At 46.0% G+C, this 23,008-nt stretch carries 26 protein-coding genes, 1 tRNA gene, 1 pseudogene and 1 CRISPR repeat array; of the genes and pseudogenes, 16 read left to right on the top strand and 12 right to left on the bottom strand.

The genetic code is table 11. The features are described from left to right. Positions 1-322: 322 nt before the first annotated feature. Complete coding sequence (locus ACEW9I_RS17905; protein ID WP_373541688.1) at positions 323-1,468, bottom strand: tyrosine-type recombinase/integrase; 1,146 nt, start codon at positions 1,466-1,468, stop codon at positions 323-325. A gap of 144 nt (positions 1,469-1,612) precedes the next feature. Further along, positions 1,613-1,686: transfer RNA gene (locus ACEW9I_RS17900), tRNA-Pro, on the bottom strand. Positions 1,687-1,858: 172 nt separating this feature from the next. Here ACEW9I_RS17900 and ACEW9I_RS17895 point away from each other — a divergent pair. The 6 genes from ACEW9I_RS17895 (at position 1,859) to ACEW9I_RS17870 (ending at position 4,581) form a co-directional block, all read left to right on the top strand. Continuing rightward, a complete protein-coding gene (locus ACEW9I_RS17895; RefSeq protein WP_373541687.1) occupies positions 1,859-2,035 on the top strand; it encodes a hypothetical protein in 177 nt (58 codons plus the stop codon). 2 nt (positions 2,036-2,037) lie between these two features. Next, complete coding sequence (locus tag ACEW9I_RS17890; protein WP_373541686.1) at positions 2,038-2,163, top strand: hypothetical protein; 126 nt, start codon at positions 2,038-2,040, stop codon at positions 2,161-2,163. A gap of 68 nt (positions 2,164-2,231) precedes the next feature. Then, positions 2,232-2,522 (top strand): hypothetical protein, encoded by a 291-nt coding sequence (locus ACEW9I_RS17885; protein ID WP_373541685.1) that lies wholly within the window; start codon positions 2,232-2,234, stop codon positions 2,520-2,522. Between the two features lie 107 nt (positions 2,523-2,629). Then, positions 2,630-2,797 carry a PCP reductase family protein gene (locus tag ACEW9I_RS17880; protein WP_373541684.1) on the top strand — a complete coding sequence of 56 codons (168 nt, stop codon included), beginning with the start codon at positions 2,630-2,632 and terminating at the stop codon, positions 2,795-2,797. A gap of 142 nt (positions 2,798-2,939) precedes the next feature. Then, positions 2,940-3,788, top strand: coding sequence for a diaminopimelate epimerase (gene dapF, locus ACEW9I_RS17875; RefSeq protein WP_373541683.1), 849 nt, complete (start codon positions 2,940-2,942; stop codon positions 3,786-3,788). Positions 3,789-3,840: 52 nt separating this feature from the next. Further along, on the top strand, positions 3,841-4,581 hold the full coding sequence (locus tag ACEW9I_RS17870; RefSeq protein ID WP_373541682.1) for an ABC transporter ATP-binding protein: 741 nt from the start codon (positions 3,841-3,843) through the stop codon (positions 4,579-4,581). 47 nt (positions 4,582-4,628) lie between these two features. Here ACEW9I_RS17870 and ACEW9I_RS17865 read toward each other — a convergent pair whose 3' ends face one another. From ACEW9I_RS17865 to ACEW9I_RS17845, 5 genes are all read right to left on the bottom strand, one after another. Further along, positions 4,629-5,123, bottom strand: a complete 495-nt coding sequence (locus tag ACEW9I_RS17865) for a DUF427 domain-containing protein (protein ID WP_373541681.1) — start codon at positions 5,121-5,123, stop codon at positions 4,629-4,631. Positions 5,124-5,127: 4 nt separating this feature from the next. Beyond that, the gene (locus ACEW9I_RS17860) at positions 5,128-5,940 is read right to left on the bottom strand and encodes a hypothetical protein (protein ID WP_373541680.1); all 813 of its coding nucleotides are present in this window, start codon (positions 5,938-5,940) and stop codon (positions 5,128-5,130) included. A gap of 30 nt (positions 5,941-5,970) precedes the next feature. Next, positions 5,971-6,240 (bottom strand): type II toxin-antitoxin system prevent-host-death family antitoxin, encoded by a 270-nt coding sequence (locus ACEW9I_RS17855; protein ID WP_373541679.1) that lies wholly within the window; start codon positions 6,238-6,240, stop codon positions 5,971-5,973. 77 nt (positions 6,241-6,317) lie between these two features. Continuing rightward, a complete protein-coding gene (locus ACEW9I_RS17850) occupies positions 6,318-6,755 on the bottom strand; it encodes an acyl-CoA thioesterase (RefSeq protein WP_373541678.1) in 438 nt (145 codons plus the stop codon). Between the two features lie 60 nt (positions 6,756-6,815). Next, positions 6,816-6,950 carry a hypothetical protein gene (locus tag ACEW9I_RS17845; RefSeq protein WP_373541695.1) on the bottom strand — a complete coding sequence of 45 codons (135 nt, stop codon included), beginning with the start codon at positions 6,948-6,950 and terminating at the stop codon, positions 6,816-6,818. Here ACEW9I_RS17845 and ACEW9I_RS17840 point away from each other — a divergent pair. Continuing rightward, the gene (locus ACEW9I_RS17840) at positions 6,913-7,218 is read left to right on the top strand and encodes a winged helix-turn-helix transcriptional regulator (protein ID WP_373541694.1); all 306 of its coding nucleotides are present in this window, start codon (positions 6,913-6,915) and stop codon (positions 7,216-7,218) included. The two genes, ACEW9I_RS17845 and ACEW9I_RS17840, sit on opposite strands and share 38 nt — an antisense overlap. Before the next feature lie 45 nt (positions 7,219-7,263). Here ACEW9I_RS17840 and ACEW9I_RS17835 read toward each other — a convergent pair whose 3' ends face one another. Next, complete coding sequence (locus tag ACEW9I_RS17835) at positions 7,264-8,784, bottom strand: helicase C-terminal domain-containing protein (protein WP_373541677.1); 1,521 nt, start codon at positions 8,782-8,784, stop codon at positions 7,264-7,266. 323 nt (positions 8,785-9,107) lie between these two features. Between ACEW9I_RS17835 and mgtE the strand changes: the two genes are divergently transcribed. The 9 genes and pseudogenes from mgtE (at position 9,108) to ACEW9I_RS17790 (ending at position 15,552) form a co-directional block, all read left to right on the top strand. Continuing rightward, positions 9,108-10,457, top strand: a complete 1,350-nt coding sequence (gene mgtE, locus ACEW9I_RS17830; protein WP_373541676.1) for a magnesium transporter — start codon at positions 9,108-9,110, stop codon at positions 10,455-10,457. 162 nt (positions 10,458-10,619) lie between these two features. Next, positions 10,620-10,847 carry a hypothetical protein gene (locus ACEW9I_RS17825; RefSeq protein WP_373541675.1) on the top strand — a complete coding sequence of 76 codons (228 nt, stop codon included), beginning with the start codon at positions 10,620-10,622 and terminating at the stop codon, positions 10,845-10,847. Next, positions 10,844-11,127, top strand: a pseudogene (locus tag ACEW9I_RS17820) (type II toxin-antitoxin system YafQ family toxin). Before ACEW9I_RS17825 ends, ACEW9I_RS17820 begins: the two are co-directional and overlap by 4 nt. Before the next feature lie 27 nt (positions 11,128-11,154). Continuing rightward, entirely contained in the window at positions 11,155-12,162 is a 1,008-nt protein-coding gene (locus ACEW9I_RS17815) for an aspartate carbamoyltransferase catalytic subunit (protein WP_373541674.1), read from the top strand. Positions 12,163-12,179: 17 nt separating this feature from the next. Then, positions 12,180-12,590, top strand: a complete 411-nt coding sequence (gene arfB / locus ACEW9I_RS17810) for an alternative ribosome rescue aminoacyl-tRNA hydrolase ArfB (RefSeq protein WP_373541673.1) — start codon at positions 12,180-12,182, stop codon at positions 12,588-12,590. A gap of 249 nt (positions 12,591-12,839) precedes the next feature. Next, entirely contained in the window at positions 12,840-13,121 is a 282-nt protein-coding gene (locus ACEW9I_RS17805) for a hypothetical protein (protein ID WP_373541672.1), read from the top strand. A 37-nt stretch (positions 13,122-13,158) separates the two neighbouring features. Beyond that, positions 13,159-13,530, top strand: coding sequence for a hypothetical protein (locus ACEW9I_RS17800; RefSeq protein ID WP_373541671.1), 372 nt, complete (start codon positions 13,159-13,161; stop codon positions 13,528-13,530). Positions 13,531-13,595: 65 nt separating this feature from the next. Continuing rightward, positions 13,596-15,107, top strand: a complete 1,512-nt coding sequence (locus ACEW9I_RS17795; RefSeq protein ID WP_373541670.1) for a DEAD/DEAH box helicase family protein — start codon at positions 13,596-13,598, stop codon at positions 15,105-15,107. 52 nt (positions 15,108-15,159) lie between these two features. Continuing rightward, complete coding sequence (locus ACEW9I_RS17790) at positions 15,160-15,552, top strand: RidA family protein (protein WP_373541669.1); 393 nt, start codon at positions 15,160-15,162, stop codon at positions 15,550-15,552. A gap of 38 nt (positions 15,553-15,590) precedes the next feature. On the opposite strand, the gene ACEW9I_RS17785 is transcribed toward ACEW9I_RS17790, so the two are convergent. The 4 genes from ACEW9I_RS17785 to ACEW9I_RS17770 all read right to left on the bottom strand — a co-directional run bounded on the left by ACEW9I_RS17785 (position 15,591) and on the right by ACEW9I_RS17770 (position 22,877). After that, positions 15,591-15,857 carry a YciI family protein gene (locus tag ACEW9I_RS17785; RefSeq protein WP_373541668.1) on the bottom strand — a complete coding sequence of 89 codons (267 nt, stop codon included), beginning with the start codon at positions 15,855-15,857 and terminating at the stop codon, positions 15,591-15,593. A 181-nt stretch (positions 15,858-16,038) separates the two neighbouring features. Then, positions 16,039-17,481: a sensor histidine kinase gene (locus ACEW9I_RS17780; protein ID WP_373541667.1), complete on the bottom strand. Its 1,443-nt coding sequence runs from the start codon at positions 17,479-17,481 to the stop codon at positions 16,039-16,041. Positions 17,482-17,947: 466 nt separating this feature from the next. Further along, a CRISPR array of direct repeats spans positions 17,948-18,205; the repeat unit is 37 nt; unit sequence CTTTCAAGCCACCTTTAGTCAGAAGGAGCGTTGCAAC. 542 nt (positions 18,206-18,747) lie between these two features. Next, the gene (gene cas12k / locus ACEW9I_RS17775) at positions 18,748-21,045 is read right to left on the bottom strand and encodes a type V CRISPR-associated protein Cas12k (protein ID WP_373541666.1); all 2,298 of its coding nucleotides are present in this window, start codon (positions 21,043-21,045) and stop codon (positions 18,748-18,750) included. Positions 21,046-21,092: 47 nt separating this feature from the next. Further along, on the bottom strand, positions 21,093-22,877 hold the full coding sequence (locus ACEW9I_RS17770) for a DUF262 domain-containing protein (protein ID WP_373541665.1): 1,785 nt from the start codon (positions 22,875-22,877) through the stop codon (positions 21,093-21,095). Between the last annotated feature and the right edge of the window lie 131 nt (positions 22,878-23,008).

The raw sequence follows: 23,008 nt of genomic DNA, 5'->3' as shown, positions 1-23,008 counted from the left end.
GCTTTGGCTGTTTTACTTGTGGGAAGGGTTAGTAACAAATAAGCTTGGCAAGGCTAATAAATATACTTTAGTACAGATTTACTATCTTGACAACAGCTATTTATTTTCTTTCCCGTTCTGGCAAAAAATTAATTAAATTGTATCGAAAAAGACTTGACAATTGCAGTTGGTGTCGATCGACACAATTGCAATCGTTTATCCTCACAAATAGAACCTCTCAATCTCTTGAGCAAGGGCGTGGGAAATATCACTGTGGCGTAATTTATAGGGAGATCGATACTGGATCTGGCAACTGGCTAAAATAGTTTTCCAAGCTCGCGCCCTAAATTGGTGGTTGTAGATGGCTTGTTCCAATATCAACAAACAAACATTCACTGCCGATCGCGTGAGCGTAAGTAGATAACATCATGCGCTTATCGTGTCCAGTCTGTTCTGCCAGTGCGATGTAATTAGCACCGTTATGAAGCGCATGAGAGATGGCAGTGTGTCGAAGATTGTATGGCGAGCGATATTCGATCTGGCAGCTTTCAAGTATGGTTTTCCATGCTCTTCTTCTGAACGTATGGTCATTGATGGGCAAACCTTTGGGACTGGGAAATACCAGATCGTCCGGCTGTGGCGATAGTCGATTGAATCTGGCTACCAACATCGCTCTCACATTCGGCGGTAACTGGATAGTGCGATGCTTTCCCGTTTTGGTGCCCTTTTGGTTTTGATGGCCGCGAGAGATGGATTCCCCGATCCATACTGTGCTGTAGTCCGAACCTAGATGCTTCCATCGTAACCCCGCAACTTCCCCAAATCTGCAAGCAGTAGAGGCGAGAAAGATGATGAACTCAGTGTAGTGAGAGTAATATGGATCGATCGCGAACGCTGAGATAATCGCTTGGAGTTCGGCAATAGTGAAGGGTTTCTTCTGTTGCCGATTTGGGGCTTTGTGACCCCTGGTAATCGCAGTGGTTAAACAACACTCCCAGGGATTAGATTCGGCAACGTGGTACTTTCCCTCTGCCCAATCCCAGCAAGCTTTTAAATAGTACAGATATGATTTGACTGTCTTACTTGATGCCGATTCCAACCATTTAGTAACCAGATCCTTTGCTACAGGCTCAGTCACTTTCTCGGCTGGTTTATCACCGAGTAACCGATCGAGTTTGGACAGGATCGCTTTAAGTCTTAGCCCCGATCCGTGAGTTAGCCCCCGCTCTTGTTGATGGTGGGGAATATATTTCTCAAATAGTTCGACTGCGCTAATCGCGGTGGGATCGTTCCCAAGCTTGCGAGGTTTGTATCTGAGTAGAGTAGTATCGAAGTTTCCGTAGTTGATGTCTTTCTCGATCTGTGCCATCTTTATCTTGGCAGCAGACATCCCCACCGGATTATTGTGTTTGGGCAGACTGAAGCTATAGGGCTTGCCATCGTGCGAAAACCTGATGAGGAGGCTATTGCCGCGTTTTTCAATGTGCATAAAAACAGTGGGTGAAATGGTGGGCGACGTACCAGCCAAACCACGCAAAACAGCACATTATTTTGAGTGTGTAGACACGAAAAAGCGGCTGTTAAGAAATGGTTGGTTTCCTAAAAGCCTTGCCAGCAATATGTTTCAATCAAGTCGGAACGAGAGGATTTGAACCTCCGACCCCTACTACCCCAAAGTAGTGCGCTACCAAGCTGCGCTACGTCCCGTTGCAGGTTCTGATTATAGCAAGTCTCGACCGATTACGCAAGCTCAAATTAATGGGTCGTTATCGAAGGTGGTAATCAATCGATCGCATTGCTACCAACCGCTAGCGGATCGCACCAAACAGCCGTAAGATAAATATGAACTGAGTTCACAAATCGCAATATTCTTCAGATCATGACAAAAGTACAACCAACTGTCCAACCGAAACTAGTTGTCACTAGATTTGGTTTCAATCGATTTGCCGAGCAATTGAATGGCAGAGCAGCGATGGTCGGCTTTGCCGCCCTCCTCATCATTGAGTACGTCACTGGTCAAAACCCCCTATCGTTGGTGGGATTGGGCATCAACTAAGAATGAGCGCGAAAGATTCGGTAGTTTTGGCGATCGATCGACCGATCTGTGGGCATAATAATGACAACTCAGTGGATTGGCTAAATTATCTGGTCGGAGGCGATCGATTTCCGAGCCTGAGCTTGTAGAATAGGATGGTAAGTCGCTAGTAGCTTCATTGCTGCTGGAGCGAGCATCCTCGTATTACCACCTACACATGCACGCGATCTTCCCCACCGTTTTGAAACGACTATACCGCAAAGAGCCAATATCAAGCTTTCTCATCATCGTTGGTGCAGTTGATGCTGTCCTTGGTGGTGTCAATGAGCTAGGCACATTGATGATTTTGGGGCTACTAACTTCGGGAATGGCAATCGGCTATCGCTGGTGGTGTATCCAGCAAGCTGAAGCCACAGCAAATCGCAAATCCAAGCAATTATATCTACCCCCATCAGCTCACCGCGCCCCACTACCCAACTTGGATAGTCGTCGCCATCCGCCATCGTAACTGGCTGCCATTGCCACAATCTTAGGGCGACTGACGACTCATTTCAACTTAACTGAGACGGAAACAGCGTCATTAATTTTTAGATATAAACTGGGAATCGATCTTTTGTGAGCGAAAATATCTCTTGGACGGCTGAAGCAGAAGCAAAACTCAAGGAAATTCCATTTTTTGTGCGACCTGCGGCTCGGAAGAAAATCGAAAAATTTGCTCAAGAACAGGGTATAAATGAGATTACAGTCGAAGTTTACGATCGAGCCAAACAACAATTTGGCTAAATTTGGAGCGATCGACATTTAAGTGTGTCGGCGTAAATATTTAAAAGATCGGAAATAGCAGAGATCTAGCTGGTGGGCAGTTCCCACCCTACCAACTGCTACTAACTGCTAATTACTTTTTGCTCTCTACCCTCCAAATTTAATGACGATCGCATTTAGCAAATATCAAGGCTTGGGCAACGATTTCATCCTGATCGACAATCGTCACAGCACTACGCCCATTATCGAGCCAGAAGCGGCAGTTATTTGGTGCGATCGCCATTTTGGGGTCGGTGGTGATGGCGTGATTTTTGTGTTACCAGGGCAAGATGGTGCCGATTATACGATGCGGATCTTTAATTCCGATGGTTCGGAGCCGGAGATGTGCGGGAATGGGATTCGTTGCATGGCAAAATTCATTGCTGAGTTGGAAGGTAAAACCGATCTCGCTGTCACTTATAAAATTCATACCCTGGCTGGGATCATCACTCCCGTAGTGTTGCTAGAAGGTGATGTCCAGGTTGATATGGGCGAACCTCGGTTGAGTGCCGCAGAAATTCCGACAACTTTGAGTACTTCAGATGATAAGGTGGTAGACCGATCGATTGAGGTTGATGGTGCCGCCTGGACGGTGACTTGCGTCAGCATGGGCAATCCACATTGTATGACTTTCGTCGAAGATGCCAATAGCATCCCCTTGGCAACGATCGGGCCAAAATTCGAGCATCACTCCGCATTCCCCCAGCGCACTAATACTGAATTCGTGCAAGTGCTGCGCCCTGATTATGTCAGAATGCGCGTCTGGGAGCGCGGTGCCGGAATCACCCTCGCCTGCGGTACTGGTGCCTGCGCGACGGTAGTAGCTGGGGTACTGACTGGCAAATGCGATCGCCGCTGCACGGTGGAATTACCTGGCGGCTGTCTCCAGATCGAATGGTCACAAGCAGACAATCGCGTCTATATGACTGGGCCTGCTGAGTTAGTATTTAAAGGGGAAGCAGCAGTAGAATAGGCGTAAATGTGATGAGAACAGCGATCTGGTAATCTATTTATTGACGATCGATATGCTACTTCAACTCGATCGCATCAACTACACTCCACCCAATTTTACACGTCCACTGCTGACCGATATCTCGTTTAGTTTAGCGGCGGGTGAATGGATCGCGTTGACAGGGATAACAGGTGCTGGCAAAAGCACATTGTTGCGGTTGCTCAATCGTCTGAGTGAGCCAACTAGCGGTCAGATATTATTTAATGGTGCTAACTATCGATCTATTCCCCCAACTACGCTCAGACAGCAGGTAATGTTGGTAAGTCAAGAACCAAAACTATTGGGGATGAAAGTACGGGAAGCTCTAGCGTATCCATTGCAACTACAGTCGCTAAATCCGAAACAGATCGAGCAGCGAATCGTCACAATTACCGAACAATTTGAGATCCCGAGCGAGTGGTTCGATCGCACGGAATTACAGCTATCTGCGGGACAAAAACAAATAGTCTCGATCGTCAGAGGTTTAATCGCTCAACCACAAATATTATTACTCGATGAACCGATCGCCAATTTAGACTTTGATACTGCTACCCGAGTCTTGACGACGATCGCTAATATTACTAAAGCACAACAAATAGGTATGATAATTGTCAATCATCAATTGGAGTTGACCGCCCAATTTAGCGATCGATTGCTATATTTACATGATGGTAAATTAGTGCTAGATCAAGCCAGTCAGCTTGTCAATTGGCAGGATCTGCAACAACAGATCCACACAGCCGAGAGTCAATCGATAGCTGAGTGGGAAGATTGATAATTGATAATTGATAATTGATGGTCGATCCCCTACCCTCTACCCTCTTACCATCCCCAGCTACCTGGACTACCTTTAAATGGGCCGACAATATTTTTGGTAATCCAACCACCGTAGAACTCACCTGGTTGGGGGGTGACTAGTTCGCCGTCTACATAGCAAGCATCCATGAATTGCGCATAGAAAGCGAGGTAATTGGCGATCGGTTGAAAGTTTGGCGTCGGTGTTGGATAAGCCCAGGCTGCATTTTCGAGGCGTTTATCGTTGACGATGAGGTGGTAGTAGAGAGCATTTCCTTTCCATTCACAAAAAGAGCCGCGCGTAGTCGCTTGCAAGTACTGCATCTGAATATCTGCGGGTGGCAAATAATAAACGGGCGGGTGACTGGTTTCGAGGACGCGGTAACCCGCAGTGGTATCTACGATAGTTTCGCCATTGAAGACAATCTGTATTTGTTTATTGACTTTCTCAAGGCGTGGGGGGCGTGGATAGTCCCAGACTGATTCTTGCCCTGGTTGCGGTGAAATACGTTGAGGAGACATAAAGTTAGTCAAGATCGGCGAGTAGGGATGCGAATAATCGATCGTCTGGATTGACCCGAACACAACGACACCAGTGTACCAAATCGAGGTTTAATTCATGAGCGATTTGCTGGAGCCGTTCGATCGATTTGTCATTGGCGGATATATTTGAATCTTGACCGATCGCAATTACCTGGACTTTGCGATCGGGAGCCACTCCATATACCGAAAAGTCATCATTTAATTGAAATGAGTAACCATTGGCAATTTGTGACTGTGAACCATGATAAGTGATGCCTGTAGATTTGGCAGATACTTTCAGGATATTTGCGAGATGGGTTAAAGCAATATTACTAACGATCGGGATTTCTGGCTTTGTGCGGATATGAATCGATCGCCAGCCAATGCCAGCAGTGGCGGTTTCATGAATTAGTTGAATTTTGGCGATCTCCTTATCAACTTTATCAGCTAGCTGATGAGAAACTAATTCAAATTGCCGCCAATCATCTTCAGAAATCGTTAATTCATTGCCTGAGAGCGATCGATTATTTAATTCTGGAACTACCGCACAGATCGATGGCAGGCTGTAGAGAATATCGTCAGGATTGACTTGTTCGACACGACTAATCCATAAGATCAGGTGCTTAGATTTTGTGTATTGAGCGCGAGTTTTTGGGCGAGCATTGAGCACGTTCCAGTCGGCTCCGCTGAGGTTGATGATGGTGTCTCGCTCAAATGAATCTGGCAGATCGTTGGCTGGGATCTGGGTGATACCGAGCGATTCATCAGTAGTATCATCAATGAATGTGACTTCGATATTTAGACTAAATGATGTCATATTTTTGCAGATATATCGAGACCCAAACCATCAAGCTTCGCCATTAGCTACTTTTGTCAGGGCATTGGTAAATACTTCGGTTCCTACCATCTCTGCTTTAAATAGAGCTGCTGTGGCTTTTTGACCCCAAACAGCTTCTTCCAATTCAGTCAGCTTATCAATCAATTTTGTGTAAGCTGTGGCTGATAGTAAAACGTGGCTGGGACGAGATTGTTTTGTAAGTAGTACTGGCTCTGTGGCTGCTCGATCGAAGATTTCACCGTGGCGGTTGCGCGCCTCTGATCGGATGTAGGTGTGCATATGAAAGACTTTATCTATATGTACATTTTAGCGCGATTATCTATTTTAGCAAATTTATCCTTTTTTATGTCCCACTTTTAAGATTCAGATTGTAATAAGGAGTCTTGATATTGTTGCTGTAACCTTTCTGGAATGCGGATCGGCTTTTTAGTTTCGAGATTGATAAAGATACCTGTTTGCTGGGCGATGGCAGATATCTTACCAGCGATCGCAATTTCTGCACTCACAATCCAGCGCAATGATGCTAACGATTCTACCCACATTTTGCCGATTGGGAGATCGGTCATTTGAATCGCTTGTTTATAATCAATTTTAGTCTGTAAAATTAGCGGTGCAATTCCGTTCTGAAGTTGCTCTGCTAGCGGGAAGGAATGACTGAGCATTTCCAATCGCAGATCTTCTAGCCACCGCACATAGACGATATTGCTGACAATTCCAGCAAAGTCAATATCATAGGTTCTCACAGGTAGGTGTAGTTCTATCTCCAATGGTTTAAGCTGTTCGATTTGGCTCATAGGTAAGTTTTAGATTGCAAGTTAAAATTAACTTTACCAGAGATAACTTGTAAAATGCAATTAAGTACCTTGAATTTCGATCGCCACTCCAGTCAATTTTGATGACATGACACCACCCAAACGTTCCCCCTGCCCTGTTTCGTGTACTCTAGACCTAATAGGCGATCGCTGGACGCTATTAATAATTCGCGACATAATGTTTTTGGACAAGCAGCGATTTGAGGAGTTTTTGGATTCGCCAGAGGGGATCTCCACGAATATCCTCGCCAATCGGCTCAAGTTGCTAGAGGAGTTGGGCTTAATCGAAAAACAGCCCTACAGCAACCATTCTCGTCGAATGAATTATCAATTGACTGAAGAGGGTAAAAGTCTGCGTCCGGTATTAAAAGTAATGGCGGCTTGGGGTTTAAAGCATTTGGAGGGTACGAGATTACCATTATTACCAACGAACGAGCGAAGTTGAAAGGCCCATCGACTGGGTTAGATGTTTTGCCAAGTGGAGCATTTATTATGCCGAATCAAGCCAACTTAAATCTAAATACTTAATCCGAATATTGGGGTTGAGTGCAGCAATTACTTGTTTGCCATAAATTCGCCGATCGATCCGATTGTCAAAGATGGCTACTATCCCATGTGAAGATCGCATCGGCGCGATCGCGCGATGCAATATCCTCAAGCCAGTCGGTAATAAATACAGTCGAAACCAATCCTGCTTTTGTTGTTTATAAAAACTCACTTTCGCGGCAACTAACGGATCTTCAAGTGAAGGGATCGGTAAGGTGGCAATAATCATCAATTCAGGTGTTGGTAGATCGTCTTGATGTTGCTGCCAAAATTCCCACCCGGAGACGAGGATATTTGTCGCTGTAAGGTTGGTGCGTTCGACTTGGACTCTGCGACCCCATTCAGCCGCTAGGACGGATGCTAGTTGCGCTTTGAGCGGGGTATCCTGGATCAGAATCACGACGAATTTGGGTCGATCGTCAATGAGCTTCAATAAATGTTTGATTTCACTAACCAATACTGGCTGGAATTTACTAGTATTGGGCATCGGCATCCAGCGCGGGATGTAGAGTTTATATAAGTCAGCTTGACGATCGAGTGGGAATTTGACTGAAGTTACTTCACCGATGCCGAGTTCTTGACGATAACCGATCGCTTTATTATTGAGATCGACTGCACTAGTGATGAATATAGTTGGTTGACGCTCCCAAATTGGTGCGAGTCTAGTAACTAGATCTGTCGGCATAATTGCGAGACTAAATGTACCGCGAGCGCGATCGATCTCTGCCCATACCAATCGCTCTGGCTGGGCTAACTCTTGATAAAACTGCTGCCAGTTTGCAGGTAGTTGGGAATTGAGGAGTTTGCCGAGTGAGGCGATCGTCAATCGATCGTCAGCATCCAAAAGATAGCAGTTATAAGGATTGAGCGGACGTTGCCATAAAGCCGCGATCGAGCGAACTTTGACAGCAATAATTTCTTCCCACATATTTGCGGGTTGACTCAACCGCAAACTATCCCAATCTTGGGTATTGAGCCGCACAGTGAGTAATGCTTGCGCCCAATTTTCCAAATCATCGGCACCATCGATCGCGATCGGATTGGTACCGATGAGATCGGGATGGTATAGTTGCAAGCGCAACCAAGCTTGCGGATCGACAATCCACAAACCGTGAAATGCTGGCGGGGGTGGAGTATTGCCGCAGTAGACTGGTTTGGAGGTACCCAGCCAGTGCTGGAGTTGGGGGATCTGGTGCTCGACTAGTTGGGTTTGAAAAACAGTGGAAATGGCGATGGTGACTGTTTCATGCCACAGCAGCGCGGGAATCAGATAGCTGAGTCGATATGGAGCCGCCGCGCGATGGGTGGGGATTCCGGCTTGGATCAGTACCGATCTCGATAGTCGGAAGGCGCGTGCTACTAAGCGCGCCATCGTCAGATGATGGTTCCAATCATCGATCGTCGGCTGATGTCGCAACAGATCGCGGAGGATAATATGAGTGGTGACTTCGATCGGTTGAGACATGAATGATGCTAGTGTGCCTCTCCTGGAGAAAAATCGCGATCCGAGCGGAGATTAGTTATCGATCTTAAACTGTTTGTTCATTGCTTCGCTAGTAATCCCTGGCTTTGCCTCTTTTTATGGCTAATTTTTTGTTACTACAAATTGAACGTTGCGATTTTGATACATCCAGAGATACGATAGGGATACCGATCTTAAATCTTTACGAAAATATCGGTAGTAATTTATATGTACATCGTGGACTACAGTCCATCTGCTTTAAAGTAACAATCTTCTCTAGAATCTGACGAGCTAGTCTCCCAGGAAAGAGGAGGCTAGGAGGTTTGATGCTAAATCGAGAAGGTTCGATGGAATTGTCTGAAATCACTGACTTGAATCAACTCAAGTTGGAACTAAATCATCTACCAGCGGTGGATGTTGGTGATTATATTAGCGAGTTGCCTCAAGAGCGACGCGCGATCGCTTTTCGATTGCTTTCTAAGGGGTGTGCTATCGATGTGTTTGAATATCTCCCCACCGAGATTCAAGAGGAGTTGATCGAGGCTCTCCACAATACTCAAGTTTGTCAGATTATCGAAGCGATGCGTCCCGACGATCGGGTGGCACTGTTTGACGAGCTACCAGCAGGGGTAGTCAAGAGATTATTACCTCAACTCAGTCCCGAAGAACGGGCGGCGACGGCCACGATTATCGGCTATCCTGAAGGTACCGCCGGACGGGTGATGACGACAGAATATGTGCGGCTGCGTCAAGGTTTGACAGTCGGCGAAGCTTTGGCGAAGATCAAGCAAAGCGATCGCGATAAGGAGACGGTTTACTATGCTTATATCACCGACGATAGCCGTAAACTGATGCAGGTAGTCTCACTGCGGCAATTGGTATTTACTCTTCCCGATGCCTTGATTAAAGATATCGCTAGCGATCGCGTAATCAAAGCATATACCGAAACACCTCAAGAAGATGTCGCTCGGCAAATGCAGCGGTATGACTTGATCGCCGTGCCTGTAGTCGATCGCGAGGATCGATTGGTGGGGATCATCACGATCGATGATGTGATTGATATTTTGGAAGAAGAAGCCACCGAAGACATCCAAAAACTCGCAGGTGTGGGTAGTGGTGAAGATTCTTCCCTTTCTCCCCCTTGGACTAAATTACAAAATCGCTTGCCCTGGTTATTGGGAATTATGGCATTATATATCGGTGCATCTAGCTCGATCGCCCCGTTTCAAGAGACGATCGCCAAAGTGCCAGTACTCGCCGTGATCATGCCACTATTTTCCAATACTGGTGGCGCAGTTGGTACTCAAGCCCTCACCGTTACGATCCGTTCCCTCGGTGTCGGTGAAGTCACCCCTGGCGATACACTCGAAATTCTCGGCAAAGAGGTATTAGCAGGGCTAGGAACGGCAATTGGACTCGGTTTGACCATGATCCTCTTGGCTCTGATTTGGACACCGCCCAGCGAACGCTGGGTGGCAGTGGTAGCAGGGATTGTGATGGCAACGAATTCGGTAATTGCCGTGACATTGGGGACATTACTACCGATGGGGTTCAAACTAGTAAATCTAGATCCAGCTCTCATTAGTGGGCCGTTAGTCACGACATTATTAGATACGATCGGATTTATTCTCTTTCTGTCTTTGATTACGATCGGTAGTAGTGTTTTACACCTGTAGACGATCTCGATCGCCTATGGGGATGTCAGATTATAATACATATAGAATTGATATTTAGCGACCTTTCAAGCAGCACTAGCAATGGTAAAAATAGATTCATTTTTGGCACTTGAGGATTAGTGCTCGATCGATCGCCCACATGGAAAAAAATAAATCGACATCATGAGTACACTAGCGCAAATATTGGAAGCTGCACTGGAGCTACCTCGTGAAGAGCAAGAGGCTTTGCTTGAGGCAATGCAAAAACACAAAGCTGAAATTCTGCGAGTAGAGTTAGCAGCATACGCACAGCAAGCGAGGTTGGATGTGCAGGCGGGGAAACTCAAACCTAAATCGGTAGCAGAAATTATGACTCACTTAGATGAGTCGATGGGTGACTCAGACGCATGAGAGAATTGATTCCCACCCCAAGATTCAATCGCGCCTTACGAAAGTTTACAAAGCGGAATCTAGAATTGCGGCAAAGGGTGCAAAAACCCTCGAACAGATGCAAGAGGATGTATTTGCAGCAAATCTGGGCACTCACAAGTTAAGTGGAAGTCTAGACGGCATCCATTCTTGTAGTTGTGGCTATGATTGTCGAGTGCTATTCTCAATTGAAAAAGATCCTGATACTGAATCCGAGACGGTCGTGCTACTTGATGTCGGAAATCATGATGATGTTTACTGATTTGCTCTAACCCATATCCCCTCTAAAATGACCTGGACGCGCCGACACATCCTATCCCTAGCCGACTTTACCCCCGCCGAGTACGATACCGTTCTTCAGACAGCGACTAGCTTCAAAGAAGTATTGTCTCGCCCTGTCAAGAAGGTACCGACACTCCAAGGGCGGGTAGTTGCCAATCTGTTCTTTGAATCTTCTACTCGTACCCGCAGTAGTTTTGAATTAGCCGCCAAACGCCTCTCCGCCGATACGCTCAATTTTGCAGCGGCGACTTCCTCGCTTACCAAAGGTGAAACCATTCTCGATACCGCCAAAACCTATCTGGCGATGGGTGCTGACTTGATGGTAATCCGCCACAAACAAGCCGGAGTTCCACACGCTATCGCGACAGCACTAGATACAATGGGGGTCAAAGTCGGGATCTTAAATGCTGGCGACGGACAGCACGAACATCCTTCCCAGGCGTTGTTAGACTTACTGACTATTTGTGCGACGATCGATCCGGTCAATCCCCGATTATCATTACTTCAAGACCAGAAGATTGCGATCGTGGGAGACATCTTACATTCTCGCGTGGCGCGATCGAATATCTGGAGCCTCACCGCTAGTGGTGCCCAAGTCCATCTGTGCGCCCCACCAACTTTACTCCCCCCCGAATTCGCTGACTATTGCCAAGAGCCACGGGCAGGTATCGACACATCCAATTTGTTTATTCATTGGCAACTCGAACCCGCTCTCAAAGATGCTAACTTTGTGATGACATTACGGCTCCAACAAGAGCGGATGACTGACCATTTGTTACCTAGTTTGCGCGAATATCATCAACATTATGGCATCACGCGCGAACGTCTGAAATTGTGCCACCCAGATGTCAAAATTCTCCATCCTGGCCCCACCAATCGCGGCGTCGAAATCACCTCCGATCTGATGGACGATCTAGATTTGAGCTTGATTTCCGAACAGGTAAACAATGGTGTCGCGATTCGGATGGCATTACTTTATTTAATGGGTAATACTAAAGATAGTAGTGCTACCTAGCATATTCAAGATAAGTCATGTTCGAGATTTCTAAAAACATCAGCATTCCACTGAGCGAGATCGATATTAGTGCCATTCGATCGCAAGGTGCTGGCGGTCAAAATGTCAACAAGGTGGCGACGGCGATTCACTTGCGATTTGATATTATGGCATCGTCGTTGCCAGATTGGTGTAAGCATCGGCTGTTGGAATTGCGAGATCGCCGCATCACTAGTGAAGGTGTCATCGTCATCAAGTCGCAGGAACACCGCAGTCAAGAGCGCAATCGGGCGGAAGCTTTGGAGCGGCTGCGATCGTTAATTTTGAGCGCGGCGGTAGTCGTCCTCCCTCGGAAGCTGACAAAGCCCAGTCGCGGACAAGATCGGCGACGATTGGAAGCCAAAAAACATCGATCGCAGATGAAGGCATTACGGAAGATTGTAGAATAAGTCGCTCAATGGCAATTGCTGTAAATATTTAGGTAATAATATAAGTATCGAGGGACAGTTTTTGCCATTGGGGCGATCGCTATTACTCAGCTATCCAACATGAATATCCGATTCAGCTATCTCTAGCGACTATCGACAATGGCTGATGATGACTGAAACGAATTTAAGTAATTTTACTGGTTGAGCATGTCCAAATTCTCAGTTGGATTCTCGCTAGCATTGGAACCCGATCTTCAACTTTAAACTGCTATGACTGGTGCTGCGATCGCGATTTCTTTAGGATGTTGTTTATTGTTGTTCGCATGGCTCCAACGCCATCACTTCCGCACAGGTAGACGCTCCAAAGGTGTGAGCCGCAACATCAAGCCCCAGCATCCCCAATTAGAGCGCAAACTACTAAAACTATTGGGTGGCAATCAAAGTACGGCACAGCGGCTGATCCAACAATCTCAACGGAGATATCCAGACAAATCTGCCGATTGGCATTGGGAAAAAGCGATCTACGATCTCGAACGCGATCGATGGCGATAGTGGGTAGTAAATTGGGAATAATAACTAGTAAGCACGCTTGCTACTTACTATCTATCATCGATCGCCGCACATGCAGTATATCCCTGGAGTCATCGCTTATTTTATTGGTGCGTATTTGTGCTGCGCTAGTAGAGTTTTTGTCTGGGCAATTGCCAATCACTGGTCTACAATTTGGGTAGCAGATGCCTCTCAGGCAGACAGCCAAATTTTATCGATGACATTTGTCCTGACTTTAATGATTGTCTTTGGTTTCTCGGTATTTATTTGGTCGATCGCCAACCATATCAACTACAAGTTCACCGAAAAAGGCTTTATTGCCAATGCTTCGGCGGGGATCGCCATCGCCCTCGCTATCGGGCAAAATGACTGGTTGACAGAACTTGCCGCCAAAATGACTTATGCCAGCTAGGTTTTAGGTTTGATGCACAGCCATTGCGCTAGGATGAGGTGGTGCATCACTTTGACTGAAAAATTATGGCAAGAGTGCCGACACTCACCTACGATCGCGGAACATTACTTTTGCATCCACCACCACGGGGTAGAGGCTGGATGGAATATGCAACGTGGGACGATCGCGTTGAAAAATTTCGGATTCCTGGGCACAACTATCGCGAGATCGTCGGAGTCCTCCAGCAAGAACAGACGGATTTTATCGACAAGGCAAAAGCGTTTGATGCGCTCGAACTCGACTCGCAACTGAGCCTCGAACCTTACCCCCATCAAGCAGCCGCTTTACTCGCCTGGAAACAAGCCGGAAGGCAGGGGGTCGTCGTCTTGCCGACTGGAGCAGGTAAGACGCTAGTTGCCCAGCTAGCGATGGCTGCTACCCCCCGCAGCACGTTGATTCTGGTGCCGACGATCGATTTGATGCATCAGTGGTACGCCCAGCTCTTGACGGCTTTTCCTGGGACAGAAATTGGTTTATTGGGTGGTGGTTCGCGCGATCGGACGCCGATTTTGATTTCTACTTATGATAGTGCGGCGATCCAGATCGAGTCGTTGGGCGATTTATATGGGTTATTGATCTGTGATGAGTGCCATCATTTACCGACGGATTTTTATCGGGTAGTTGCGGAATACTCGATCGCGCCGTATCGGCTGGGATTGAGTGCTACTCCCGAACGTAGCGATGGTAAGCATCAAGATTTAGAACTATTGATCGGGAAAGAAGTCTATCGTCAAACCGCCGCCGATCTAGCAGGTTCGGCTCTGGCTCCCTATCGTGTCGAGCAGATCGAGGTGAAGTTGAGTGATGAAGAACTCAGTCGCTATCATAAACTGATTGAAGAACGTGATATTTTTCTCCGCGCTCAGAAGATATCGTTCGGGAGTATCGATGGCTGGCAAAAGTTTATCCGCGCGAGTTGTCGATCGACTGAAGGTAGACGGGCGATGCTAGCTCATCGCGAAGCCAAAGAAATCACCCTTTCAACTAATGGTAAGTTACGAATTTTAGCAGAAATACTCGACCGACATTATCCCGAATCTACACTGATTTTCACAAGTGACAATGCGACTGTTTATCGGATTGCTCAAAGTCTGTTGATTCCGGCGATCACTCATCATACCCCAGTCAAAGAACGACATCAAATCCTCAGCCACTTTCGAGAAGGTACCTATAATGTCTTGGTGGCATCTCAAGTCTTAAATGAAGGTGTCGATGTTCCGGCGGCGAGTATTGCGGTGATCTTATCCGGTACGGCTTCGCCACGCGAATATATTCAAAGATTGGGACGGATATTACGCAAGGGCAAAGCTGATAAACAAGCGGTCTTATATGAGTTAATTAGCAAAGGAACGAGTGAGGAACGCGTGTCAGCCAGACGACGCGGGGAGGTACCAGAACGCGATCGCCAACAATCAGAATCAGCTAAAGTGATTCAGTTACCAATTAGATACGGACAATCGGTCGATCGATCGCGCAAAGCCGCCGAAGCAGATCCCGATCGATCGCCTCTAGATCCCGATGGAAATTTAAAATATTAACGATTATCTGCACCATCCACCATCCACCATTTACCATCCACCATTCACCATTGTGACTAAACAAATTATCCAAACCAACTCAGCCCCTGCCCCAGTCGGCCCATACAATCAAGCGATCGTCGCAACTGGTAGAATGTTATTTGTATCTGGACAAATCGCGATCGATCCAGCCACAAATCAATTAGTTCATGATGGCGATGTTGCCAAACAAACCGAGCAGGTGATGGCAAATCTTGCCGCGATTTTGAAACAAGCTGGTGCTAGCTTTGAGGATATTGTCAAGACAGGTGTATTTCTCAAAGACATGAATGATTTTGCCACAGTAAATAAAATCTACGCACGTTATTTTGATGAAGCAACCGCTCCAGCTCGGGCTTGTGTGGAAGTCGCACGATTACCAAAAGATGTCTTGGTCGAGATTGATTGTATCGCAGTGATTGATTAGTTTGTTATTGGCGATCGACTGGATGCTCAATTCCAAACTTATTCACCCAAAATGATTCGCCATTCATGCAATTGATAAGCAACACAATGGTTTTGAACGAGTGGATCGGCGGCGACAATTTGCTCGGCTTCAGCAAGCGAAGCCGCTTGAAATAACATCATTCCCCCACCATATTCTCCCCAATAGCCAGTTTTAGCCTGATGTCCGCGATCGATTAAGTCTTGGACGTATATTTTATGCGCGGAAATATATCGATCGAATTCTGATTTGGGGACGATTCCAGTTTCAATTTTGGCAAACCACATGGGAAAGGGGGTAGAGGGTAGAGGGTAGAAGGTAGTAGAGGGCAGGTATGTAGGGTAGGCACTGCCCACCAGTTAGTTTTCAGGCAATTTATATTAATAAATATTTGCACCCAGCTACTTATTAAGTATAGATAAACGCTTACGCCCTAAAGCCTAAAGCCTAAAACCTAAAGCCTAATACCTAGCTCTGAGCAATCATCGACAGTGGTAAGAAAATCGTTAAGACTTCGCCCTGCTGAGGACGTTGACGTACGATTAGTTTACCACCGAGGAGTTGAAAGAGATTTTTAGTCACATTCATATTCAGGCTGAGATTGCCTGTATCCGGTTGAAAAGTGAGTAATTGACCGATCGAGTGTCGCTCCTGGTGCGCGGTGTGGGGAGATTCGTCATCGGGTTGAGATTGGAGTTGCAACTTCAAGCGATCGCCCACAGGGGTGACTTCGACTTGAATCCGGCTTCCAGAGGGCAGATTGCGCGTGAAATTTTCCACTAATCCAGTCAAGACGCGATCGAGGATCGTCGGATTGCTGACAACGGCGGGGAGTTGGTGCGGGATGTCTACGGCGAGATTGAGATTGCGGCGTTCGGCTTGCTGTTGCCATTGGGGGAGACTATGCTCCAAGAGTTGGGAGATCGACATCGTAGTCAGATCTACGGCTTGGGATGGCTGAGTAGTCGCCAATTCTACCCCACTAAAAATCAGTTCCATCCGATCGATCTGCTCGGTACACTCCCGATCGATCGCGCCCAGCCGTTTGAGCACGCGGGGGGACAAATCCGGCTGACGGAGGAGCAGCCGTGTCATCGTGCGGATTGTCGTCAATGGCGTGCGGATTTCGTGGGTGAGGGCTTGGATCAGCTCGACATCTGCCGCCAGCTTGGTGGCGACTTCTGGTGCAGGCTGAGTGGGGGCGAGGGTGGCGACAGGCTGGTGTTCCAGTAGATATTGACTAAATGCCATCACCCAGCGGTAGTGAGGCTCGATCGGGCTAAATTGCGTGGCTAGCTCGTCTAGATAGGAGAGGTGGTGGGGTGCTGTCAGCATGATTCGCCCCCGCAGGGACTTCCATGCCAGATCCAAGTCATCAGGATCGAAGGAGAATTGACAGCGAGGAGTACCATCTTCCTCCCCCAAAACTACTACCAGACTAAATCGATCGGTCAACACGAGGCAAAAGCGTTCGTCAGCGAGGGGATCTGTGGGTAGTAGCTCGATCGGAAAGTGAGCCGCTCGATCTAGCTCTCGTTCGATCCCTGTAGACTTACAGGGCAATAACTGGCGATTGGTATGAGGCGTGGTAAACGTAATCGTCTGCAACTGGGACGCGATCGCCGGATGACTAAACAGTGGTAGCGGAGCCGTGATGAGCAATCCTTCAATGACTGTCTCCTCACTGAGATCCTGGACGCCAATCGGACTGGGTAATGATTTCAATAACAAGGTTTCTACCGACGCGATCGCACTTTGCCACTGACTATGCGCTTGCAGTTGCAATTGCTGCCGATCTGTTGAGGGGTAGGGATCTGGGGGATTGAATTCGGGTACGAGCAGATCGATCCCCGTCGGTTCTGCTTTGGCTAATACTTCGCTCAATGTTGGGAGCAACCACTTTCTGACCACAACTTATCCCGCTACAAGACTCACTCTCATGAGAATAACGGATCGGTGCTGCTCGATCGCAGGTGTAAAACCGAACTTGAGGGAGGTGAATACCCTCATTCCGGTATTTTCACCTCTGGACCGATCTGAGTTGTACAGCAACTGTACATTTCATAGATATTTGTCAGTTTTACATAGTTAATGTCCAAAATCCGTTCTAAACCCATACCGAGAGCGAATTTTTGTTTTTTGATGTAAATCTAATCCACTCGATCGCAGTCAAATTTCAGTTTTAATTGGCTTCTGCCACAAAATAATTTGTAAATAGCTTCTATCCTTTCAATCGCACTCTTTACAGATAATGGCATTTATGCTGGTGGCTATTAGTCTAAGCCTATACCCAAGTTCGGTTTTACTTTCTACCTACCTTTCCAAGATGAGAGTTTCAACCTGGGCAAATTTGTGACTATGAAATGCTATTAATCCGTTTTTCAAGCCACCTTTAGTCAGAAGGAGCGTTGCAACAATGGCGGGATCGTGTCGATCGCGCCATCTCTATATTCTTTCAAGCCACCTTTAGTCAGAAGGAGCGTTGCAACGGTGATTTAGAGCTAATGGACTGTGAGTAATAATTAACTTTCAAGCCACCTTTAGTCAGAAGGAGCGTTGCAACACAACCTCGCAACTACGGACGTAAGTATCAGCGTTCTTTCAAGCCACCTTTAGTCAGAAGGAGCGTTGCAACTCTGACAATCTCAAACGCTTGGTAATCAAAGTTTGTAGGTCAGCATTTGGCAAAGCCGACTTGATTAGTACGATTGCTCTACCAGAACTACGGAAAAAAGTTTTTAGACAAACAAGAAACCCAAGGCAGTATATGAGATTTAAGCTTTTGGCAAAGTCTCTAGGAGTTTTGACCTCGCTATAGGTTTGTCAAGAAGCAAAATTTAGGTAGGTATCCCTCGCACGGGATCGTTTCGGCACTGTCACTAGAGGGAAGTCTCTACTTCTATAAATAAAAGCTGAACCCTTGTTGCGTGGGTGCGCCACCTATGTCATAGTAAAAAGACGAGACTTTAGATTATGACTTTTCCCTCTCACCAACAAGCTTTCGCAAGTCCACGAGAAGCAGCACAAAGGGCGGACGAAATGCCAGGGCCGGAAAGCAGAACCACCGTTAGATGGTCAAACTCACCCATTTTTCTCAGATCGAACGTCTCAGAGAGCATCGACAGAGGCGCAAGCATATTATAGCAAATTTACGATCTAGATGCAGGTCGATTATCTTTAGCGATGTTCTGTGGAATTGTAAGCACTCATGGCGATCGCTGTAGCTTGTTCGGCTAGAGTACCACAGGACGGTAAAGCTCCCATTTCGACAGCGATATTGAGCTTTGCAGCATTACTTCTAATATTTCCTGATAGGCGGTTGTAGCTCCATTTGTGGATCGCTACTGATGTTTCGCGAGTAAGTTTTTGTTGAGTTCCGATATCTTCGGGGATTTCTTCTTCCGCATAGGCTTCTAATTCGCTTTGAATTTTTTCAATGCGATTATTTATGGGTGGTAAGGCAATACTGGCTGCTTTGAACTCCATCGCAACTTTAATTACGGCTTTTGCCAAGAGTCGGTCTAGATGTTCTCCTTGAGTCGATTCGGTAAGTTGACGAAACTGTCCTTTTTGGTTCTGTTTCCGGCGATGACGGCTATTGTGCTGCTGTTTCAAACGATATTCGCTGAGTTTTGGGTATTTATTCCCCAATAGTTGTCTCGTGCTACGACAGGCAACAGTTTTCCCTGTGATTACATCGACCACAGCCAGATAAATTGGCTTAACCGGAGCGAAGATTAAACCAACTATAATCTGAGGATTAACCTGCGCGATCGGGCGGTTAGGTCTGGGCAAGGATCTTGTGAGTGCAGCTAGAGAGGTTTGATTTCTCTTGAGACTCTGTTGTTCCTTGACATTAGGATGATCATTTGTTAGTTGTTTGGCAATTGTGTTACTAGCTTTTTGAATTTTCTGCTGTTGAATTTTACTCGTACCCTCAGCGGTTAATAAGTCAGTTTCGATCGCACAGTGAAGATATAGTTGGTGAGTATTCCAGGGTTCGTTTGCAGTTTGAGTTGTTAGACTCTTATGGCGATAGCGATCCTGGGATTCCTGCCGTTCCCATAGAAGGTGAGCAGCGCGGAGAACAAATAGACCTGATGAATATTTCTCTTGTCGATCGTCATCTCGATCGTTAGATTTTACATTCAATTGATAATCCTTGACAAATCGTTGAAATAGAGATAATTGGCGACGATCGCAATAAACCTCGAAAACATAATTATTTCCTCGCGTTAATCCGTTAAATTCAACGAATATCCGCTGTGTTAATTCGCTCGAATCGATCGATTCCCCTGTGGCTGTATGTTTGCATTTATACTGCTTGCGATAGAGCTTGAACCATCGGAGATCTGTATTAGTGTTGAACTCGATCGGATGTGGAAGCGGCGGTGGATTCCGAGAGATCGGATTGCGCCACAACAGATATTCTAGATTGTCAGTAAAATCGTCTCTGTTTGTGGTTTCTAAGCAGCTTATCAAAGCTTTGTTTTGGATATCTCGCCCTCTGGGAAAATGACCTGCTAGTTGAGTTTCTAATCTTCGTACTCGTTTGAGCTTGGTTCTAAACCACTTTTTGAACTTTTCAGTCGATTCGATTTTAGGTTCAATCTTACAACCATGTCTAATTAGATAGGCGATTGCGGAATGACCGATGATATCTTCTTCTGGAAGCTCTGCGTGTTTCGTGAATAATAGATTAATTCTCGATAGTAGTTTCTCGGAATTGGCGATCTCTTTGTCTATTTCAGAAAGCATCGATTCTGCATTTGCTTGTAGTTGTGCGAAGGTTAAATCGCACATTTCGATTAGAGCTTCATCGCTGTAGACTATTTCCGTTAATCGATTTAAACCGTTAAGGCTGCGCTGCTTTTGTTGATGCAGTGCTAGCCAGCTAGCATAGATAGTCTTAACCATCGATTGGACTGAGGAGAAAAATCTTCCTGGCAGTTTTTCATCGTACAAAGGGCTAGTTTTGAGTTCCAGCCAACAAGCTTTAAGTTCATCCTCAGGCAGATTGCCTTCTTGCAGCCAAGTTTGAAAGTTTGGGTGTTGGGATAGTCGATCGAGTAATTCATCTGTCAACGAGGAACTTGTCAGAAAAAAATGCCAAAGTTGTTGGCGAACATCTTCACTGGATTCAGCTAGAGTTATAAACGTATTCTTTTTTATTTTTGCTTTAACCTTTGCATCCTTTAATTCATCTGTCATCGCAGAGCTGGTGAGAAAAAAGTGCCAAAGTTGTTGGCGAACATCTTCACTAGATTTAGCTAGAGTTATAAACGTATTCTTTTTTATTTTTGCTTTGACTTTTGCATTCTTGTATTTATTTTCATCTAGCTCTACTTGAATCTTTTCATCTAAGAGATTTTGCAGTAGAATTTGCTCTTCTGCACTGAAGTTTTCAATACTTTTTTTATTAATCTGCTGTTTGACTCCAGCAACTAAACGGCAGCGAATAGTGATGATGCTCATAATCTCCTCACTTGACTTTCGGTAGGGCAATTACAGGGTATAGACTTCTATTTGATTCCGACCAGATTTTTCCTCGATAACTTGATGCCCATCATTTCCTCAATTAATAGTGATAAATCTCCCATCCGCGAATCTAGAAAAGCATCGAAATCATCACTCCACAATGTTTTTGGTTCGATATAGTGCGATCGCAGAATCTCATTCAATCGCTGTTTAGAAATACCCTGCTCATCTACCAATCGCGCTAGATATACTGATGGCGGTTGAGAACCGATAAACCGATTTGTATCTTTTTTGAGTGGAGTTCGATTTAGCAAGCAATTGTACCGAGTTGCTGGAATACCCTGCTGTTTGCACCAAGCCTCTGGAAACACATGATGAGACTCAATCTCACCATCAAACACTTTGACATCTCGGATAATTTCCCCTGAGAGAAAGTCAATTGCACCTTGCTTGCGTAGTAGAGCATTGAGAGTTTTATAAATTGCACCCTGTCTTCGGGTTACTTGTAATAATCTTGCTCGATTGAAATGGACTGAATCGATATTGCTGGGAATAGCCCCACCTGCTAACCATCGGGGAATTTCGGTCGTATCGTTAGCAGTTCGTTTATTCTGCCAATTATTATAAACCTCTCCTAGTGAACATAACCACCACCAGCGTTCTAACTGAGTACGCCCCAGATCGTTAGGTAATCCAACTATTGCCAGTACTGATGCCAAAGCGAGTAACTGACTGGGATAAGCAATATCTTCAGGATGGACAAATCCTAGACTATGGAGAAATTTTGCGGCGCGATCGAAACCTGCCAATGTCATTGGGGCAAATTGCTCGTAGTCCGCTAATGCTAGATCGAGAATATTCTGACGACCGCAGCCTACGGTAGGGATTTGAGCGATAAGTGGATGCTCCTTCACTACTCGCTCTCGACGATGATAAGTAGCTACCAAAGTCACTGCTGACAACCAATCAGTATTCCGCACGCCCTGAAGTATGCCAAATCTCGATAACTGCTGACTGACACCTGCAAAATGGTCGCGCAAAGAGAAGTCTTCAGCCGCAAAACAGGCTGTTACCAGGTCGAAGAAGGTCATGGGAGTGGGCATTTCGTGCATATCTTCAAAGATCTGACAAACGGCTACTTTAGACAGTTCTGAACGCAATTGAATGATGGGAAGTTGGTAGTGCTCGAATCTCTTGACAATTTCTAATTCAAATTGTCGCGCGAGTGCTAATTTGTCTTGTTCGTAGCTCCAGTACTTCTGAAACCCTTCGCGCCATTGGGCATAGTTAAAGATGGCAGAGACGGGGAATAGTAGTTGCTCGTACTCTTGTTCCGCAGTGCTGCAATCAATTTTGCGGTGTTTCGTTTTCTTGGTCTGCGATCGCGGCAGTGAAATAATCGCATCTACTCGATCGATCTCTGGATTGAGAGCCGCAGGAATATCGATATAATACCAACGCTCTTGAAGCTTGTGCGTCTGGCGATCGCGAATTTGAACAGCATTACCAGAGCGAAAACACATGTAAGCACTAGTAAGCCTTTGTTGTCCGTCCAGGATCAGACTGTCTGGGATGGGTTCTTTGGTAATTTGCACACCTTCGAGTAGTCGTGGTTTGAAGCTGAAGCTGCTGTTACTGTTGACTTTGGTAGTGAGAATTGCACCAATGGGAAAGGAATGCGAGATGCTGGCAATCAATTTGACGATTTGTTCGTTGCACCACGTAAAACTGCGTTGAAGATCCGGCAGTTGAACTTTGCCCGTGTGGATCTCTTCGAGCAAGTCGCCGAGAGATTCTTTGGTGTTATCGAATATACCAATTGAGTTCATAGCTACTATTTTGTCACAAACTCTTATCAGCATAATTCTTGTCGTAAATCGCGACACGGTTAGAGCCTTAATTGGGATCGTTGCGATCCTTTTTTGTGAAGATTAGCCGGATCGACCTCTACACATTAACT

It is taken from the genome of Chamaesiphon sp. (assembly GCF_041738855.1).
Lineage (GTDB): Bacteria > Cyanobacteriota > Cyanobacteriia > Cyanobacteriales > Chamaesiphonaceae > Chamaesiphon.
This window is presented reverse-complemented; position numbering and strand designations above follow the sequence as displayed.

Coding starts and splice junctions, on each gene's coding strand:
- ACEW9I_RS17905 (WP_373541688.1), bottom strand. CDS start 1,468: ATGCACATTGAAAAACGCGGCAATAGCCTCCTCATCAGGTTTTCGCAC.
- ACEW9I_RS17895 (WP_373541687.1), top strand. CDS start 1,859: ATGACAAAAGTACAACCAACTGTCCAACCGAAACTAGTTGTCACTAGA.
- ACEW9I_RS17890 (WP_373541686.1), top strand. CDS start 2,038: ATGAGCGCGAAAGATTCGGTAGTTTTGGCGATCGATCGACCGATCTGT.
- ACEW9I_RS17885 (WP_373541685.1), top strand. CDS start 2,232: ATGCACGCGATCTTCCCCACCGTTTTGAAACGACTATACCGCAAAGAG.
- dapF (WP_373541683.1), top strand. CDS start 2,940: ATGACGATCGCATTTAGCAAATATCAAGGCTTGGGCAACGATTTCATC.
- ACEW9I_RS17870 (WP_373541682.1), top strand. CDS start 3,841: ATGCTACTTCAACTCGATCGCATCAACTACACTCCACCCAATTTTACA.
- ACEW9I_RS17865 (WP_373541681.1), bottom strand. CDS start 5,123: ATGTCTCCTCAACGTATTTCACCGCAACCAGGGCAAGAATCAGTCTGG.
- ACEW9I_RS17860 (WP_373541680.1), bottom strand. CDS start 5,940: ATGACATCATTTAGTCTAAATATCGAAGTCACATTCATTGATGATACT.
- ACEW9I_RS17855 (WP_373541679.1), bottom strand. CDS start 6,240: ATGCACACCTACATCCGATCAGAGGCGCGCAACCGCCACGGTGAAATC.
- ACEW9I_RS17850 (WP_373541678.1), bottom strand. CDS start 6,755: ATGAGCCAAATCGAACAGCTTAAACCATTGGAGATAGAACTACACCTA.
- ACEW9I_RS17845 (WP_373541695.1), bottom strand. CDS start 6,950: ATGTCGCGAATTATTAATAGCGTCCAGCGATCGCCTATTAGGTCTAGA.
- ACEW9I_RS17835 (WP_373541677.1), bottom strand. CDS start 8,784: ATGTCTCAACCGATCGAAGTCACCACTCATATTATCCTCCGCGATCTG.
- mgtE (WP_373541676.1), top strand. CDS start 9,108: ATGCTAAATCGAGAAGGTTCGATGGAATTGTCTGAAATCACTGACTTG.
- ACEW9I_RS17825 (WP_373541675.1), top strand. CDS start 10,620: ATGAGTACACTAGCGCAAATATTGGAAGCTGCACTGGAGCTACCTCGT.
- ACEW9I_RS17815 (WP_373541674.1), top strand. CDS start 11,155: ATGACCTGGACGCGCCGACACATCCTATCCCTAGCCGACTTTACCCCC.
- arfB (WP_373541673.1), top strand. CDS start 12,180: ATGTTCGAGATTTCTAAAAACATCAGCATTCCACTGAGCGAGATCGAT.
- ACEW9I_RS17805 (WP_373541672.1), top strand. CDS start 12,840: ATGACTGGTGCTGCGATCGCGATTTCTTTAGGATGTTGTTTATTGTTG.
- ACEW9I_RS17795 (WP_373541670.1), top strand. CDS start 13,596: ATGGCAAGAGTGCCGACACTCACCTACGATCGCGGAACATTACTTTTG.
- ACEW9I_RS17785 (WP_373541668.1), bottom strand. CDS start 15,857: ATGTGGTTTGCCAAAATTGAAACTGGAATCGTCCCCAAATCAGAATTC.
- cas12k (WP_373541666.1), bottom strand. CDS start 21,045: ATGAGCATCATCACTATTCGCTGCCGTTTAGTTGCTGGAGTCAAACAG.
- ACEW9I_RS17770 (WP_373541665.1), bottom strand. CDS start 22,877: ATGAACTCAATTGGTATATTCGATAACACCAAAGAATCTCTCGGCGAC.